Source organism: Rheinheimera sp., assembly GCF_036568245.1.
In the GTDB taxonomy this organism is placed as follows: domain Bacteria; phylum Pseudomonadota; class Gammaproteobacteria; order Enterobacterales; family Alteromonadaceae; genus Alishewanella.
This window is the reverse complement of the sequence record NZ_DATCSY010000192.1, coordinates 1-14,711: the sequence shown is the minus strand read 5'-3', so window position 1 is coordinate 14,711 and position 14,711 is coordinate 1. Positions and strand designations below refer to the sequence as shown.

At 45.6% G+C, this 14,711-nt stretch carries 9 protein-coding genes; 6 read left to right on the top strand and 3 right to left on the bottom strand.

What is annotated here, in order from left to right; all coding sequences use genetic code 11:
* On the bottom strand, positions 1-166 hold a 166-nt coding region (locus tag VIN66_RS08700), incomplete at its 3' end, for a TSUP family transporter (RefSeq protein WP_331923610.1).
* Between the two features lie 12 nt (positions 167-178).
* Positions 179-2,218, bottom strand: coding sequence for an ATP-dependent DNA helicase DinG (gene dinG, locus VIN66_RS08695; protein ID WP_331923609.1), 2,040 nt, complete (start codon positions 2,216-2,218; stop codon positions 179-181).
* Between the two features lie 446 nt (positions 2,219-2,664).
* Between dinG and VIN66_RS08690 the strand changes: the two genes are divergently transcribed.
* The 4 genes from VIN66_RS08690 (at position 2,665) to VIN66_RS08675 (ending at position 12,011) form a co-directional block, all read left to right on the top strand.
* Positions 2,665-5,505 (top strand): TonB-dependent receptor domain-containing protein, encoded by a 2,841-nt coding sequence (locus VIN66_RS08690; protein WP_331923608.1) that lies wholly within the window; start codon positions 2,665-2,667, stop codon positions 5,503-5,505.
* A gap of 353 nt (positions 5,506-5,858) precedes the next feature.
* On the top strand, positions 5,859-8,717 hold the full coding sequence (locus VIN66_RS08685) for a TonB-dependent receptor domain-containing protein (protein WP_331923607.1): 2,859 nt from the start codon (positions 5,859-5,861) through the stop codon (positions 8,715-8,717).
* 83 nt (positions 8,718-8,800) lie between these two features.
* Positions 8,801-10,393, top strand: a complete 1,593-nt coding sequence (locus VIN66_RS08680) for a sulfotransferase (RefSeq protein ID WP_331923606.1) — start codon at positions 8,801-8,803, stop codon at positions 10,391-10,393.
* A gap of 67 nt (positions 10,394-10,460) precedes the next feature.
* Positions 10,461-12,011: a tetratricopeptide repeat-containing sulfotransferase family protein gene (locus VIN66_RS08675; RefSeq protein ID WP_331923605.1), complete on the top strand. Its 1,551-nt coding sequence runs from the start codon at positions 10,461-10,463 to the stop codon at positions 12,009-12,011.
* A gap of 24 nt (positions 12,012-12,035) precedes the next feature.
* On the opposite strand, the gene VIN66_RS08670 is transcribed toward VIN66_RS08675, so the two are convergent.
* The gene (locus VIN66_RS08670; protein ID WP_331923604.1) at positions 12,036-13,841 is read right to left on the bottom strand and encodes a tetratricopeptide repeat protein; all 1,806 of its coding nucleotides are present in this window, start codon (positions 13,839-13,841) and stop codon (positions 12,036-12,038) included.
* A 165-nt stretch (positions 13,842-14,006) separates the two neighbouring features.
* Between VIN66_RS08670 and VIN66_RS08665 the strand changes: the two genes are divergently transcribed.
* Positions 14,007-14,414, top strand: coding sequence for a hypothetical protein (locus VIN66_RS08665; RefSeq protein ID WP_331923603.1), 408 nt, complete (start codon positions 14,007-14,009; stop codon positions 14,412-14,414).
* A gap of 52 nt (positions 14,415-14,466) precedes the next feature.
* Positions 14,467-14,711, top strand: a 245-nt coding sequence (locus VIN66_RS08660; protein ID WP_331923602.1) for a DUF692 family multinuclear iron-containing protein, incomplete at its 3' end; no start/stop codon positions are given.

Below are 14,711 nucleotides of genomic sequence, written 5' to 3'. Positions count from 1 at the left end.
GTTTATTGGTACCTAGCACCACATGCGGTGGCAAGCCGGCAGTTAGCAATGCTGGCACTGTAAGCAGGCCGCCACCACCGGCTATCGCATCGATAAAACCCGCGCTGAAAGCGACGGCGCACAACAACAACCAGATTGAAGGTTCTAAAACCAGTTCTGTGGCCAAAATGTCTTCCTGTTAATACTCTATCTGACGACGAAACGGCGGCAGCGCATTCAGCATAGCCTGACCGTAAGACTTGGTGACCAGTCGCCGGTCTAAAATGATAATTCTGCCTTCGTCCTGTTCCTGGCGCAGCAGTCTACCACAGGCCTGCACCAGTTTCTTTGCAGTAGCCGGAATAGTTAACTGTACAAAGGCATTACCACCTTTTCGGCTTATTGCCTCTGCCAGGGCTTCTTCCAGTGGTGAGGTGGGTACGGCAAAGGGTAGCTTCGTGATGACCAGATTGGTCAGCAATTTACCCGGTAAGTCGAGCCCCTCGGAAAAGCTCTGAGTGCCAAATAAGATGCTTTGCTTATCGTGTTTACAGTTTTCAGCATGCAATTGCAGCAGCGCTTGCCTGGATGCTTCGCCCTGCACTAACAGTGAGAAGCCTTTTTTCCTTAGCATTTCTGCAACCTGCTGCATTTGCCAGTAGGAGGCAAACAGCACCAGGCTGCCCTGATTATCCGGCAGATAGCGAGGTAACAACTTAGCCAGTTCATCGGTATAGGCTTTCTCTGTTGGCTCAGTGTTCATTTTAGGAATAATAATCTGGCCTTTTTCGGCATAGGCGAAAGGAGAGCTTACCTGTAATGTTTTTACCCCTTCAAACTGGCTCAGACCCAAATCGTATCTGATGTACTGAAATGAATTCAGGGCGGTCAGTGTGGCTGAACACAGAATAACCGCAAACGCATCATTAAACAGCAATTGTTCCAGCTTGCTGGCGACACCAAGCGGGCAGGCATGGCCTATAACGTGTTGCCCTGGTGTATGCAGCGCTATCCAGCGGGCCTGCTGCACATGTTTCTGCTGCGCTACGGCATAAAGCTGCCACAGCGCCTGTTGCTGCTCAATTTTCTGCCGTAAGTAGCTAAACTCCTGCAGTACTAGCAGACTTTGCTTCATAGAAAGCTGCTGCTCTGAACTGTTCTCCTGGATTTGCTGCTGAATTTTATCCAGTTGTTGCAGTGCTTTCTGGCTAACCTGAGACAACTGTTCCGCCTGCTGCTGAAACAGCTTAGGTAAAGCGGCATCACTAAAGCGATACTCGGTTTTGTCACTGAACCAGCGTGGAGTAAATTCAGTCACGCATCTTTCAATCGGTTTGAGCAGGCTGTTCAGTTCATTGCAACTGTCGTCAAAACGCAATAACTCTTTCATCACGGTTGCCGGTAAAACAGCGATTAACTGTTGCACCAGTTTCCCCGCTTTTTCCAGCCAGACACTGTTATGAGTCAGCTGCGCCTGCGCGGCAAAATAGTCGCGGGCAATATCCGGCAGATGATGTGCTTCGTCGATGATATAAAGTGTGTCGTCCGGTGAGGGCAGTACGCTGTTACCACTGGCCAGATCCGCCAGCAGTAAAGCATGATTCACAACCAATACATCAGCATGCTCGATTTCAGCACGTGCCAGATGAAAAGGGCAGTTCAGGTGGCGTCGGTCATGTTTGTGGCAATGTAGTGGGTCGGCAACAATGCGCTGCCACATGTTATCCGACAGTGGGGCTGGCAATGTGTCTCTGTCGCCAAGCCAGAAGCGTTGTTGCCAGTTATCTGCAAGTTTATGCCAGTCAACCACATCATCATTTACTGCCGCAAACAGCTCTGGGTGTTTTTGCTGCTGGCGCAAGCGCTCCATGCAAGCATAGCGTTGACGGCCTTTAACCAGGCAAAATTCAAATAACAGTTTGCTGTGTTGCTGAAAAAACGGCAGGTCTTTATTTACCAGTTGCTCCTGCAGTGCAACAGTCGCTGTGGCGATGACTACTTTTTTCTTCTGCGACAGCGCATAGGGTATCGCAGCCAGCATATATGCCAGCGACTTGCCAGTGCCGGTACCGGCTTCAATCAGACCAATGCGCTCATGCCGGTGATAGGTACCTGCCAATATTTTGGCAATCTCCGCTACCAGTTGATTTTGCCCGGCTCGCGCCTGGTAATTGGGCAGGCTGCTTTTTATCCGGTTATGGATAGCACGGATCTGGCTTTTTAACTGATCGCTAAGCATGTCTGATGTGTGTTTATATACAGTGGTCTTGAGTTATACAGTAAACTGCCAGCCAGAAAAATAGTTGAGTCGAGACTCAAATTGTCATCACCAGTAGTTTTAACACTTTAGATGTAATGAAAAGCATACACTGGTACTTATATCATTGCAGAGTTACATAAATGTACTTTTTCAAGTATTTTTTTAAGTTTTTGATTTTTATGTATTTGATTTTTATTTGCTCACTTATTTTTGCGATGACCTGCACTGTTTCTGAGATAGAAACGGCAAAGGACAATTTAATTCGATTGGAGTTCCCTAAAAGCTATTGACCCTGCTGAAAACTTACGTTTATCATCAGCCGGCGATGAGCAGGATGCTTTCAACGATGAACGGAGTGCCAATCGCCGTGAAAGGTTGGTAATTATTGAAAAATATAATCACTACAGTGATCCAGGGAGAAATACATGTACGCTAATAATAAATTAAGCAAGGCCGTGCGCTTAGCTGTTGCTTTTGGAGCAGCATCTACGTTGTCTGGTGTGGCCTTAGCTCAGCAAGAAACCGAGGAAACCGCAAAAATCGAGCGGATTGACGTAACTGGTTCACGTATCCGTTCTACGGATATCGAGACATCTCAGCCTGTATTCACCATGACGCGGATGGATATTGCAAACCAAGGTTTTACGTCTATCAACGACCTGTTGCAGAATATGTCTACTACCGGTGCGCCTCCAATCAGCCGTTCAGCGCCGTTAAGCTCTGGTGAGAACGTAGGCGGTAGTTACGTAGACTTACGTAACCTTGGCACTACCCGCACACTAATTCTGGTTAATGGTAAACGTTTAGGTATTACCACCAGCGGCTATCAAGACATCTCGGCTATTCCGATGTCAATGGTAGAGCGTATTGACGTACTGAAAGATGGTGCTTCGACGCTGTATGGTTCTGACGCTATGGCCGGTGTGGTAAATATTATTACCCGTAAAGACTTCGAAGGCTTGGAACTGAGTATTTACGGTGGTGAATACGATGAAGGTGATGGCGCTAAGAAAAACGTCAGTTTAGTTGGTGGTTTCGCATCTGACCGCGGTTCTGTAACCTTCGGACTTGAATGGCGTGACGAAGAGGATGTTTGGGCTAAAGATCGCGAATTCTCTGCAGTTACCTATCCTGGCTATGACATTAATAATAACCGTACTCTAGTTGGTCAGTATGGCCGTTTTAACTATGATGGCAAATGGTGGGTAGCGAAACGCCCGGGTGATGCTCTGTCATTCCCTGATGATTTTGAACAGCAAACCTATGCTAACGGTTCAAGCAATGCCAGTGAGCAGATGCATTTATCTTCTCCATTGAGTGCCCGTTCTTTATATATTAACGGTAACTACAGCCTGTCTGATAATGTACGTTTTACAACCGATGTTGGTTATACAGATCGTAGTGCGACACGTCAAATTGCTGGTTATCCACTGCAATCTACGTCAACTTTTGGTACAGTAAGCGGCTGGTACCTGGACGCTGACAGCTACTTTAACCCTGTCGGTGAAGATGTACGTTTTACGCGTCGAGGTTGGGAAGTGCCTCGGGTAACAACCAGTGATCAGAATACATTCCGTTTTACTGCTGCGCTGGAAGGCTCTTTCGATATTGGTGACCGTTTCTTCGACTGGGATGTTGGTGGCGTATACAGCCAAAGCGAAACAGTGATAGTGGGTCGTGGTGATTATTACATTCCGGCAGTGGTTGAAGCTACTGGCCCGTCTTTCTTAAACAGCCAGGGCATAGTGCAGTGTGGTACTGAAGCTAACCCAATTGCATTAACCCAGTGTGTGCCTTGGAACCCGTTTGCAGGTTTCGGTGCAGGCTCAGTTGAAAACTCATTAAGCGATCCGGATATTCAAGCCAAATTTTACCCGACGTCGCATGCACGTGGTGAAACCACAACAAGCATCTACTTTGCTAATATCAGTGGTTTGTTATTTACGCTGCCAGCTGGTGATTTGACATTCGCTGTAGGTGGTGAGCATCGTAAAGAAGAAGGTGCTTATGCACCGGATGCACTAGCGCAAGCAGGTCTAACATCTACTTTAGCAGCCGGACCGACCCGCGGTGAGTACGATTTAACAGAGTACTACGCAGAATTAAATGTACCGGTTCTAGCTGATATGACTGGTGCAAAAGAGTTAAGCCTGAGCTTGGCGTCGCGTTACTCTGACTACAGCACTTTCGGTGATACCACTAACAGTAAAGTTGGTATCAAGTGGAAACCAGTAGATGCATTGCTGGTACGTGCTACATGGTCAGAAGGTTTCCGTGCGCCGACAATCAATAACCTGTATGGTGGTGGTTCACAATCGTTTGTAACAGGTTTTATTGACCCTTGTGACTCTGTATACGGTGTTGCTAAAGGTACTGCCCGTTGTTTACAAGACGTGCCAGCTGATTACCGTCAGTTGCAGCAAGGTTTTGTTCCAACGACTGGCCCGGCTGCGCAAACTCCGGTACCGTTTAACAGTGGTTCTAACCCTCTGTTACAACCAGAAACGTCAGAAACTAAGACAGTGGGCTTTGTCTATAACCCAGAGTTCCTGACTGACCTGACAGTAATCGTTGACTACTGGAATATCACTATCGAAGATACCATGGTCACAGACAGTGCTAACCGTATTGTGGACGATTGCTATGTAGGTTTAGAAGAAGCTCGTTGTGCTATGTTCTCGCGTGACCCTGTTACTCATATCGTGAGCGAGCTGACTTATGGTCTGCGTAACGCTGGTGTAACAAAAACAGCAGGTTACGATATCGGTCTAACGTATAAGCTGGATACAGAAGTCGGTACTTTCCGTACTAACTGGAATACAACATACACTCTTCGTTACGACAGTAAGTCTACCAACGACCCTGAAGCACGGATGACGCCTGACGTAGGTTTTGAGACGTTCAGAGTGCGTTCTACTCTTGGCTTGAACTGGAGCCTGGGTGACTTTAGCGCTAACTGGAACGTGCGTTACTATTCTTCAATGAAAGAAGATTGTTACTTCGATGACAGATGTAACATGCCTGATTTCAGTGCTGATTGGACGAATGATCTGGTAACGCCACTGGATAAAAAAGGTTCTACTACGTTCCACGATATTATGTTGAGTTACAACACACCTTGGAACTCTAAGTTCTCAATTGGTGCAAACAACGTGTTCGAGAAACAAGGTCCGATCATGTTCTCGCAACCAAGTGCTAACTTCTCGTACTATGGTGGCTTCGACATCGGTCGTTTCTGGTACTTCCGTTATGAACAAACGTTCTAACAGTTTGTTAATATTAAGTTGAGTATTTAACTTAAGTACACTAGGTACTTAGTTTTAAAAAGCCTGGGGCAGCAATGCCCCAGGCTTTTTTAATGTCATGATCTTTTCATATATAAATCCTTTCTGAATAATTCTTTTTCCTCATTCAGGTACCTAGTCTGTATAAAAACCCGGTGCTGACCATGATTAACGTAAATTGTTCCGTAAAACAGTTGACCCTGCAGAAATATTGCGTTTATAGTCGTAAGGGATGAAGCGGGTAAAATCTGCGACAGGCGGAGGTTCAGCTGCCACAAAGGGTTGGAATTGTGAACAATTAGAATCACTAACCATAGTGATCCAGGGAGAAATACATGTATACGAATAATAAATTAAGCAAGGCCGTGCGTTTAGCAATTGCTTTTGGTGCAGCTTCAACGACAGCGTTTACAGCTTCTGTAAACGCTGCGGAAGAAGAAGAAGTTGCCAAGGTTGAGCGTATTGAAGTAACCGGGTCTCGTATTAAACGTACCGATCTTGAAACATCAAGTCCTATACAAATCACTTCTGCCGAAGAAATTAAACTGTCAGGCTTTACTCGTATTGAAGACCTAATGAACAGCCTGCCGCAGGTTGAAGCTGCAGAAACTTCATTCCTGGCCAATGGTGCAGCGGGTACTGCGACACTGGATTTGCGTGGTATGGGTGCGCAGCGTACATTGGTGTTGGTAAACGGTCGCCGATTACAACCTGGCGGTATTTATACGCAGTCTGCTGACGTTAACCAAATCCCAGCCTCTTTGGTGCAACGCGTTGAAGTGTTAACTGGTGGCGGTTCAGCTACATATGGTGCTGACGCCGTAGCCGGTGTTGTTAACTTTGTCATGAATGACGACTTTGAAGGCTTTGAGGTGACTGTTGGTGGTTCAGGTTACCAACACGACAATGATAATAAGTACATTCAGGGGTTGATGGACCAGCGCGATTACGACTATCCAACCGGAAGCTCAGGTATTGATGGTAAAACAATCAATATTGATTTAACCATGGGTGGTGATTTCGCAAACGGTAAAGGTCATGCGACTGCCTACGCAACCTGGCGTCAGGTTGATGAATTGCGTCAAGGTGCGCGCGATTATTCATCTTGTGCATTAAATGCAGCCGGTACCGCTTGTGGTGGTTCGCCGACCACACCGATCCCTAACTTCTACTTTTATTCTTCAGAAGACGGTACACCAGATTTTGGTAGTGAAGTTAACTGGACGCTTGATCCAAACGGCGGCTTTGATACTTCAGGTGGGCCAACTCCTTACAACTATGCGCCGGTAAACCATTTTATGCGACCGGACGAGCGTTATACCTTTGGTGCTTTTGTTGACTATGAAATTAACGAGCATGCCCGTCCTTACATGGAAGTGGGTTATATGCACGACCGTACGGTAGCGCAAATCGCTGAGTCAGGTATCTTCTTCGACTTCTTTACATTTGATATAAACAATGAACTGTTTAGTGATTTGCAGCGCCAACAGTTACGTGATGCTTTCGGAGCAGACATTACGGAAGTTGGTGCTTATATCGGTAAACGTAACGTCGAAGGTGGGGGCCGTCAGGATACGTTAGAGCACAGCTCTTATCGTATTGTTGCAGGTGTCGAAGGTGATATTAACGACAGCTGGAGTTACGATGTGTCATTCCAGTATGGTTCAACTGCATCTAATTCGGTTTACAAAAACGATTTCTATAAGCCGCGTATTGCTTCTGCCGTAGGCGCAATTGGTGCTGCGCCTTGTGAAGCAGGCTGTGTTCCTTACCCGGTGTTTACTTATCAGGGGATTTCTCCTGAAGCCGCGGCATCAATGGGTGGTACAGCAATCCTGACAGGCAATACTTCTCAGACGATAGTCAACGCTTTCGTTTCTGGTGAATTAGATATGACGTTGCCAACGTCATCCATGCCACTTGCAGCAGTATTTGGTGTGGAAAACCGTGAAGTAGATTTCGAGCGTTTAGCTGATGAAGTATTCGCGCTGGGCGATCTGGCCGGGCAAGGTGGCCCTACGCCAAGCCTGGTAGGCGGCTACAATGTTCGTGAAATATTTGGTGAACTAAGTGTACCTTTACTGGACGATGCTCCGGCAGTAGAGAACCTGATCCTGGATTTAGGCTATCGCTATTCAGATTACAATACATCAGGTGGCGAATCGACCTATAAAGTGGCTCTTGACTGGTCAGTAACGACAGACTGGAAACTGCGTGCCAGTTATAACCGCGCAGTACGTGCGCCAAACGTTGCTGAGCTGTTCGCCAACCAGAACCTGGGTTTATGGCAAGGTGCAGACCCATGTGCCGGTGCAACACCGGAATATACTGCTGCACAGTGTGCGAACACTGGCGTGACAGCTGATCAGTACGGTAATATCACGGCGAACCCGGCCAGTCAGTACAACGGCTTTTTTGGTGGTAACCCAGAGCTACAGCCAGAAATTGCAGATACCATGTCATTTGGTGTAGTAGCCAACCCGTTTGAAGGCTTTAATTTCAGTGTGGATTACTGGGATATCCAGCTGGATGAAGTTATCGGTACTATTGGTTCTGAATTAACATTGCGTCAGTGTGCTGAAACAGGCTTGGATTCTTTCTGTAATAATATTACCCGTGCACCAGGTACTGGTAGTTTATGGCGAGGTGAGGAAGGTTTTGTTACAGCGACAAATATTAACCTGGCAAGCCGCCACTGGCGTGGAGTTGATGTAAGTTCAAACTATGAAACAGACTTAGGCGAAGGTAAGCTGACAGTTAAGTTAATTGGTACTTACAACTTGAAAAAAGAGTATGAACCTTTACCTGGCGTAGCATCTGCAACTTATGATTGCTCTGGCGAAATCAACGCAGACTGTTTTGCTCAGCCAAAATGGCGTCACTCTATGACGGTCAGCTACACTACCGGTGATTTCTGGACGGCGTCTGCAAAATGGCGTTACTTCGGTAAGGTAGATTATGATGGCGCGACAGATGTTCTGGTTGGTGACGGTATTAGTTCACAAAGCTACCTGGATCTGACAGCGGCATTCGATGTTAATGATCATTTAGCTTTGCTGGTCGGTGTTAACAACGTATTGGATAAAGAACCTCCGATGGTCGGCGGTGGCTTAGCGTCTAACGCTAACACTGTTGCAGGTTTCTACGATACTTTAGGTCGTTATATCCACGCTAGCGTGACCATGCGTTTCTAATTAATAACGCAAGTAAAACGGCGGCTTAATGCCGCCGTTTTTGTTTATAACTGACTTTATTTGTAGTTGTCAGGAGAGTTTTAGTGAATACGCAACAATTATCACTGCCCCCTCAGTCAGATAGTAGTAAAGCTGCGATGCAGGAGGTATTTACGCTAAAGCGCAGAGGAGAGCATGAGCTAGCAAGAAATAAAGCCAACCAGTTACTTACGCAGTTTCCTCAATGCATAGCGAGCTTGCATCTGAATTATCAATTGGCAATGGCAGAGAGTAACCTCATTGAGGCAGAAAGTTATCTCAGGGCAGCCTTAAAGCTATTACCGGAACATCCAGTTTTGTTATTGAATCAGGCACAGCTTTCGTTAAGCCGTTATCAGTATGCAGCGGCTGTAAAACTTGCAGACAAAGCCTTAGCTATTTATGCCGGTAACAATACAGCGTTTCTGGCGGCAATTAGTAAAGTCGTTATGCAAGCTGAGCAACCTGCGCTAGCTATACCGGTATACCAACGCATGCTTGCTGTTGAACCGGACAATACTCATGTTAAACACCAACTGGCTCTTTGTCACTTCTTTACCAATCAGCCTCAAAAGGCCTATACCCTGCTTGATGAAGTGATAACTAAGACCCCTAACAATGCTGGTGCTATTCATTTGCGCTCTGCGCTGCAAACTTATACTGACAAACATAACCATATTGACAATTTAAAACGGCTTGTCACAGATGCCTCTGGCCAACACCCCGCAATCTATTATGCCTTAGCAAAAGAGTTGGAAGATATTGCTGACTATAAAGAGTCGTTTGCTATGTTGAAGCAGGGGGCCGCTTTGATGCGCAAGCAACTCAGTTATAACGAAGCGGCTGAGCTGAAGTCGATTGCTGATATTATTAAGTCAACGGCCAATATCACTGTAGATAGCGTGGCACAGGATAATTCTGGCCCTATTTTTATAGTAGGCATGCCTAGAACAGGAACAACTTTGGTTGAGCGGGTTTTAACGCAACACGAAGATGTATATTCCGTTGGTGAATTATCATTGTTTCCGCAGCTACTTGCGTCGATGGCGCAGCAGTATATGTCGCAGCACAACAGTGTCGGCAGTTTACATGAAGCGGCATTGCAACTTGATTTTGCAGAGCTGGGGCGGCGTTATACCGCTGCAGTTGCCGAAATATCAGGTGGGAAAACCTTTACGCTAGATAAATTACCTGTCAACTTTCTGTACTGCGGTTTTATTAAAAAAGCGCTGCCAAATGCTCGGATAGTCCATTTAAGCAGAAATGCTATGGATAGTTGCTATGCAATATTTAAAACATTGTTTATCAACGCCTATTCATTTTCTTATGATCTGGATGAACTGGCGAATTATTATATCACCTACAAGAATATTATGGCGCACTGGCACAGCGTCATGCCAGGAGCAATTCTGGATGTCCACTATGAAGATATGGTCAATGATGCTGCAGAAACCACAAAGCGCCTGGTGCAATGGTGTGGTCTGACATATACGCCTGAGTTATTGGAGTTTCATAAAGCTGACTCAGTCAGTACTACAGCAAGTGCTGCGCAAGTGAGAAAGCCAATTTACACATCATCTGTTGAAAAGTGGCGGAATGTTGAAACGGAGCTTGCAGCATTGCAGTTTAAATTAAAGCAAGCCGGAGTAGTCGTTTAGCATGCAAGCTAAAGTCAACCCAGGTAAACCTGGTGTAATGCAAACACAGACGTTGGAAAGTCTCGTTATGAGGTCAGCCGCAGAGCCGGAAAACTATAATCTGCAGTTACAGCTTGCTTATTTCTATAGCGAGAATGGCGATGCAGATCATGCTTTAAGTTGTTTCAGGCGGGTGATGCAACTTACCGAACATCATCTGAAACATCTGGCTCCTTTCTGTGCGGTGCTACATAAATACGGCTTTTCGCAGCAAGCGGCGAGTTTATATGCAGATTACTGCTGTCTTTTCCCAACGAAGGCGTCACTGTTTTACAATCACGCATTTTACTTACGTTTTGCCGGACAGTACTCGGCAGCTATTGCGCAATATCAGCACGCACTCCAACTTAACATATCGGAGCCAGAGGAGGTTTTACTGAACATTGCCGTAATTTATAGTGATCACCTGCGTCAGGAAGAAAATGCCAGACAAACACTGATGTCAGCGCTGCAGTTGAAGCCGGATTATGTACCCGCTTTGTATAACCTGGCGAATCTTGCAGAGGAACGTGGAGACAAGGCTGAAGCCGAAGCTATGTTTCGCAGAGTACTGGATGCTGATCCTAAATATTATCAGGCATACGCGCGGTTGGCGGATGTTGTAACGTTTAACAGTAAGGACGATTTATTGCTTACTCAGTTGAAACGTGTGCTTAATGAACCTTCCGTTGCTCAGGACTCCAGAATTAATCTACATTATGCGCTTGGCAAAGCATTTGATGAATGTGGTGCTTACGCTGAAGCTTTCGAACAATTTAACGCAGCTAATAAGCTAAATAGTTTAACCATGCCACCTTACGTTCCGTCGGAGACCGAACGTCAGATACAACAGATAATACATACTCTAGATCGCGATTGGCTGGATAAACATATGCAGCGTAATGATGCCTCACCAATATTTATCTGTGGCATGTTCCGCTCTGGTTCTACGTTAGCTGAACAGATCCTGGCACAACACAGCCAGATAACTGCCGGCGGAGAAATTGATTTTTTCCATAAACATCTGAGAAATATTTATCCGCAGCAATTCACTACCGTCTCGGCTGCAGATTTAACTCAGCTGGCAAGCCGGTATTTAGAATACTGTGAGCAATGTTTCCCAGCGGCAATTAGGCTAACGGATAAAAGACCTGATAATTATCTGTATATGGGCTTATTAAAAGCACTGTTTCCACGTGCTAAGTTTATTTATACCAAGAGAAATAAGATAGATAACTGCCTGTCAGTATTTTTTTTACGGTTGGGTTCTGCGATGAACTACGCTAACAGTCTTCAGGATACGATACATTATTATCAACAGCATGAGATTTTGATGTCACACTGGCAGCAGATGTTCGGGCAAGATATCTACACTCTCGATTATGATCAGTTGGTTATGCACCCTGAAACAACTTTGAAACCACTGCTGGGCTTTCTTGGTTTAGAGTATCAGGCAGAATTATTGCATTTCCACACTGCAAAAAATGCCGTCAAAACGGCCAGTGTGTGGCAGGTAAGAAAACCATTGTATAAAAGTGCGTCAGGGCGGCGTCACAATTACTCTGATATCTTACCTGTGTCGCCTGAAAGTGATGCTTAGTTTGTTATATCAGGCCCAACCTTTCTAGATGTCCGGTACAATATCGCAGGGAAGCGTAATACGTTCATCGTCGCTATTAAAAGGTGACGTTCCGTGCCAGATATAGCTTGGAAAGATGACACAAAGCCCTTCTTCCGGGCATACTGATAGTGCGGTCTCCTCCCGGTCATCTAAGTGCAGTGAAGTTTCACCCAATTTAAGCCAGCCCTGGCGCTCTGGATCAGTAGCAGTAATTGCTGCTGGTACGTTCAGGTATGTACACACAGACAGCCATCCCTGTTTGTGTACGTGATTGGTATGGAAACCATCACTCTTTAATTTTACTGACCAGGCGCCAGAGAAACGGAAACTGCCGGTATTACGTCGTAGCAATGGATGTGACATATCCTCGGGCAGAGTTGCTAAGTATTGCTGCAAATGAGAGGTTAACAGTTCGCGGTAAACCTGAATGACCTTCTGTGGGCTGTTGAACAGATAACCGACTGTTTGACTTCCATTACGTACACTTTGATCTAGTGGCTGATGCTCTGTTACGTGCAATTGGGTTACGGCAATTTTTAGCTCCCGCCAAAATGCTGAAAAGCTGTCATAACCTGGCGGTGTTGGTAGTTTCTTTACGCTAATAAAGCGACGGTAGTCGTTTAACCAATGATGATTTGAGTCATGCATTACACGCCAGCATAATCCCAGATATGCCCATACTTCCTGGTTATCCGGCTGAGTAAGTCGGGCTTTTTCTAATAATTCCACAGCTGAACTATAATCTTTTTTCTTAATTAGAATACTAGCGGCATCCAGAAGATATCTGACATTTTCGGGAGCTTGTGTTAACGCTTGTAAATAGAGGTTTTCTGCTTGCGTTGTATCACCTTGTTTATAATGGATTGTACCCAAAGCATGGAGTAGCGCATGATGTTGGCCGCAACGGAGCAGTGCCTGTGTAGCCACGTAAAACGCGTCAGAGAGCTGCTCTGCCATTAGCAAATGTGAAATATAGCTAATATAAAGAGCTACAGAATCAGGTATTTTCAGCAACGCTCGGGTATAAGATTCTAGAAATTCGGGCTTGTTATCGTGCTCCCAATAGAGCTTGTTCAACGCTTCATGTGCATCGATATAGTCTGGTTGTATAGCCAGTACCTGAAGTAATTTTTGTTCAGCTTCGGAGTACTGTTTCAGGTCATAATGTATACAACCTGATAAATATAAATTGACAGGGGTGTCAGGCATTTGTTGTAAACAATCCTGAGCTTGTTGCAGCTGTTGTAACTGACGCAGCGCCAGTACTTTAGTTTGTAATAAGCTGGCATCCTCAGGCTGTCTTTGCAACGCGGAGTTTAATAGTTGTAATGCCTCATTCGCCTCATCCAACTCGAGTAAGGCTCTTGCACTAAGCTGAAGCCATTTGGTTTGCTCGCTTGGTTGTATAGTTGCTTTTTTAATCATATCCAAAGCCGCACGATAATGACGCTGTTGGAAATGGATGAAAGCAATGCCATAAGTAATATCAGAGTCACCCGGGAGCACCGCATGAAGCTGCTCATAATGAGGTAGAGCATCGCTATAACGGCTTCTTGCTAACAGAAAGTTAGCATAATTTTTGTTTGCTGCTTTATGGGTTGGTTGCAGTGTAATGGCTTGTTTGAAATAACGCTCTGCTAATTCAGGTGTATCATTAGAACAGCATAACGCCATGAGATGCAGTGTATCTACTGAGGTTGGAGCCAATTGTAATAAGCGGCTACACAGTTGCTTTGCTTCTTGAAATTGTCGTTTCTGATAGCAATTCAAAGCCAACTGAAAAAGTCTGGCTGGTTCATTTTGCTGCATTGGTAATCAAGTATTATGCTGGGTTATAAAGCCAGAATATCCGGCGGGTTGGCTAAAAACAAGTTTTCAGAGATGATGTAACCAGAAGCACAAAAATATTATTTGAAATATTTTTGGCGATATCAGGTCTACTGGTTTGAGTTAACAAACACAACAGGTGAAAAAATGAAAGCAATGAAACATTCAGGTGTAGCTATGACCGTTGGCGCTTTAGTATTGGGCTCACTGGCCTCTGTTGCGGGCAGTGCCAACGCCAATCCATTTACAGCAGTCGAGCTTGCGTCAGGTTATGAAATGGTCGCTGGTGAAGGCAAGTGCGGTGAGGGCAAATGTGGTGAGGATAAAGCTAAAGCCAAAGAAGGCAAATGTGGCGAGGGTAAGTGCGGCGAAGATAAAATGAAGGCTAAAGCCGAGAAAATGAAAGAAGGCAAATGCGGCGAAGGTAAATGCGGCGAAGACAACATGAAAGCCAACGCCGAGAAGATGAAAGAAGGTAAATGTGGCGAAGGCAAATGCGGTGAAAGCAAAGGCAAAGAGAAATCGAAAGAAGCCAAATGCGGTGGTCACGTTTAAGCAAGCCGGATAAAGCCTGCAGTTAGCAGGCTTTTGTTTGATGGGGATGTATATGAGTAAACTGAGCCCACAGGTATTGCAGGGGGCAGGGTTGGGGCTGCGCCGGGAAATGCTTGATGACATGCTTGCGGCTAAACCTGCTGTCATTGATTTTTTTGAAGTGGCGCCGGAAAACTGGATCCCATTCGGTGGCAGCCTGCAGCGAAAATTCAGCCAGTTAACCGAGCAGCATCGCTTTATCTGCCATGGCCTTTCTCTTTCAATTGGCAGCCCCGATCCACTTGACGTGATATTTAT

Excerpts from the sequence above, each read along its gene's own strand:
- VIN66_RS08675 (WP_331923605.1), top strand. The coding sequence starts at position 10,461 with ATGAGGTCAGCCGCAGAGCCGGAAAACTATAATCTGCAGTTACAGCTT.
- VIN66_RS08685 (WP_331923607.1), top strand. The coding sequence starts at position 5,859 with ATGTATACGAATAATAAATTAAGCAAGGCCGTGCGTTTAGCAATTGCT.
- VIN66_RS08690 (WP_331923608.1), top strand. The coding sequence starts at position 2,665 with ATGTACGCTAATAATAAATTAAGCAAGGCCGTGCGCTTAGCTGTTGCT.
- dinG (WP_331923609.1), bottom strand. The coding sequence starts at position 2,218 with ATGCTTAGCGATCAGTTAAAAAGCCAGATCCGTGCTATCCATAACCGG.
- VIN66_RS08670 (WP_331923604.1), bottom strand. The coding sequence starts at position 13,841 with ATGCAGCAAAATGAACCAGCCAGACTTTTTCAGTTGGCTTTGAATTGC.
- VIN66_RS08665 (WP_331923603.1), top strand. The coding sequence starts at position 14,007 with ATGAAAGCAATGAAACATTCAGGTGTAGCTATGACCGTTGGCGCTTTA.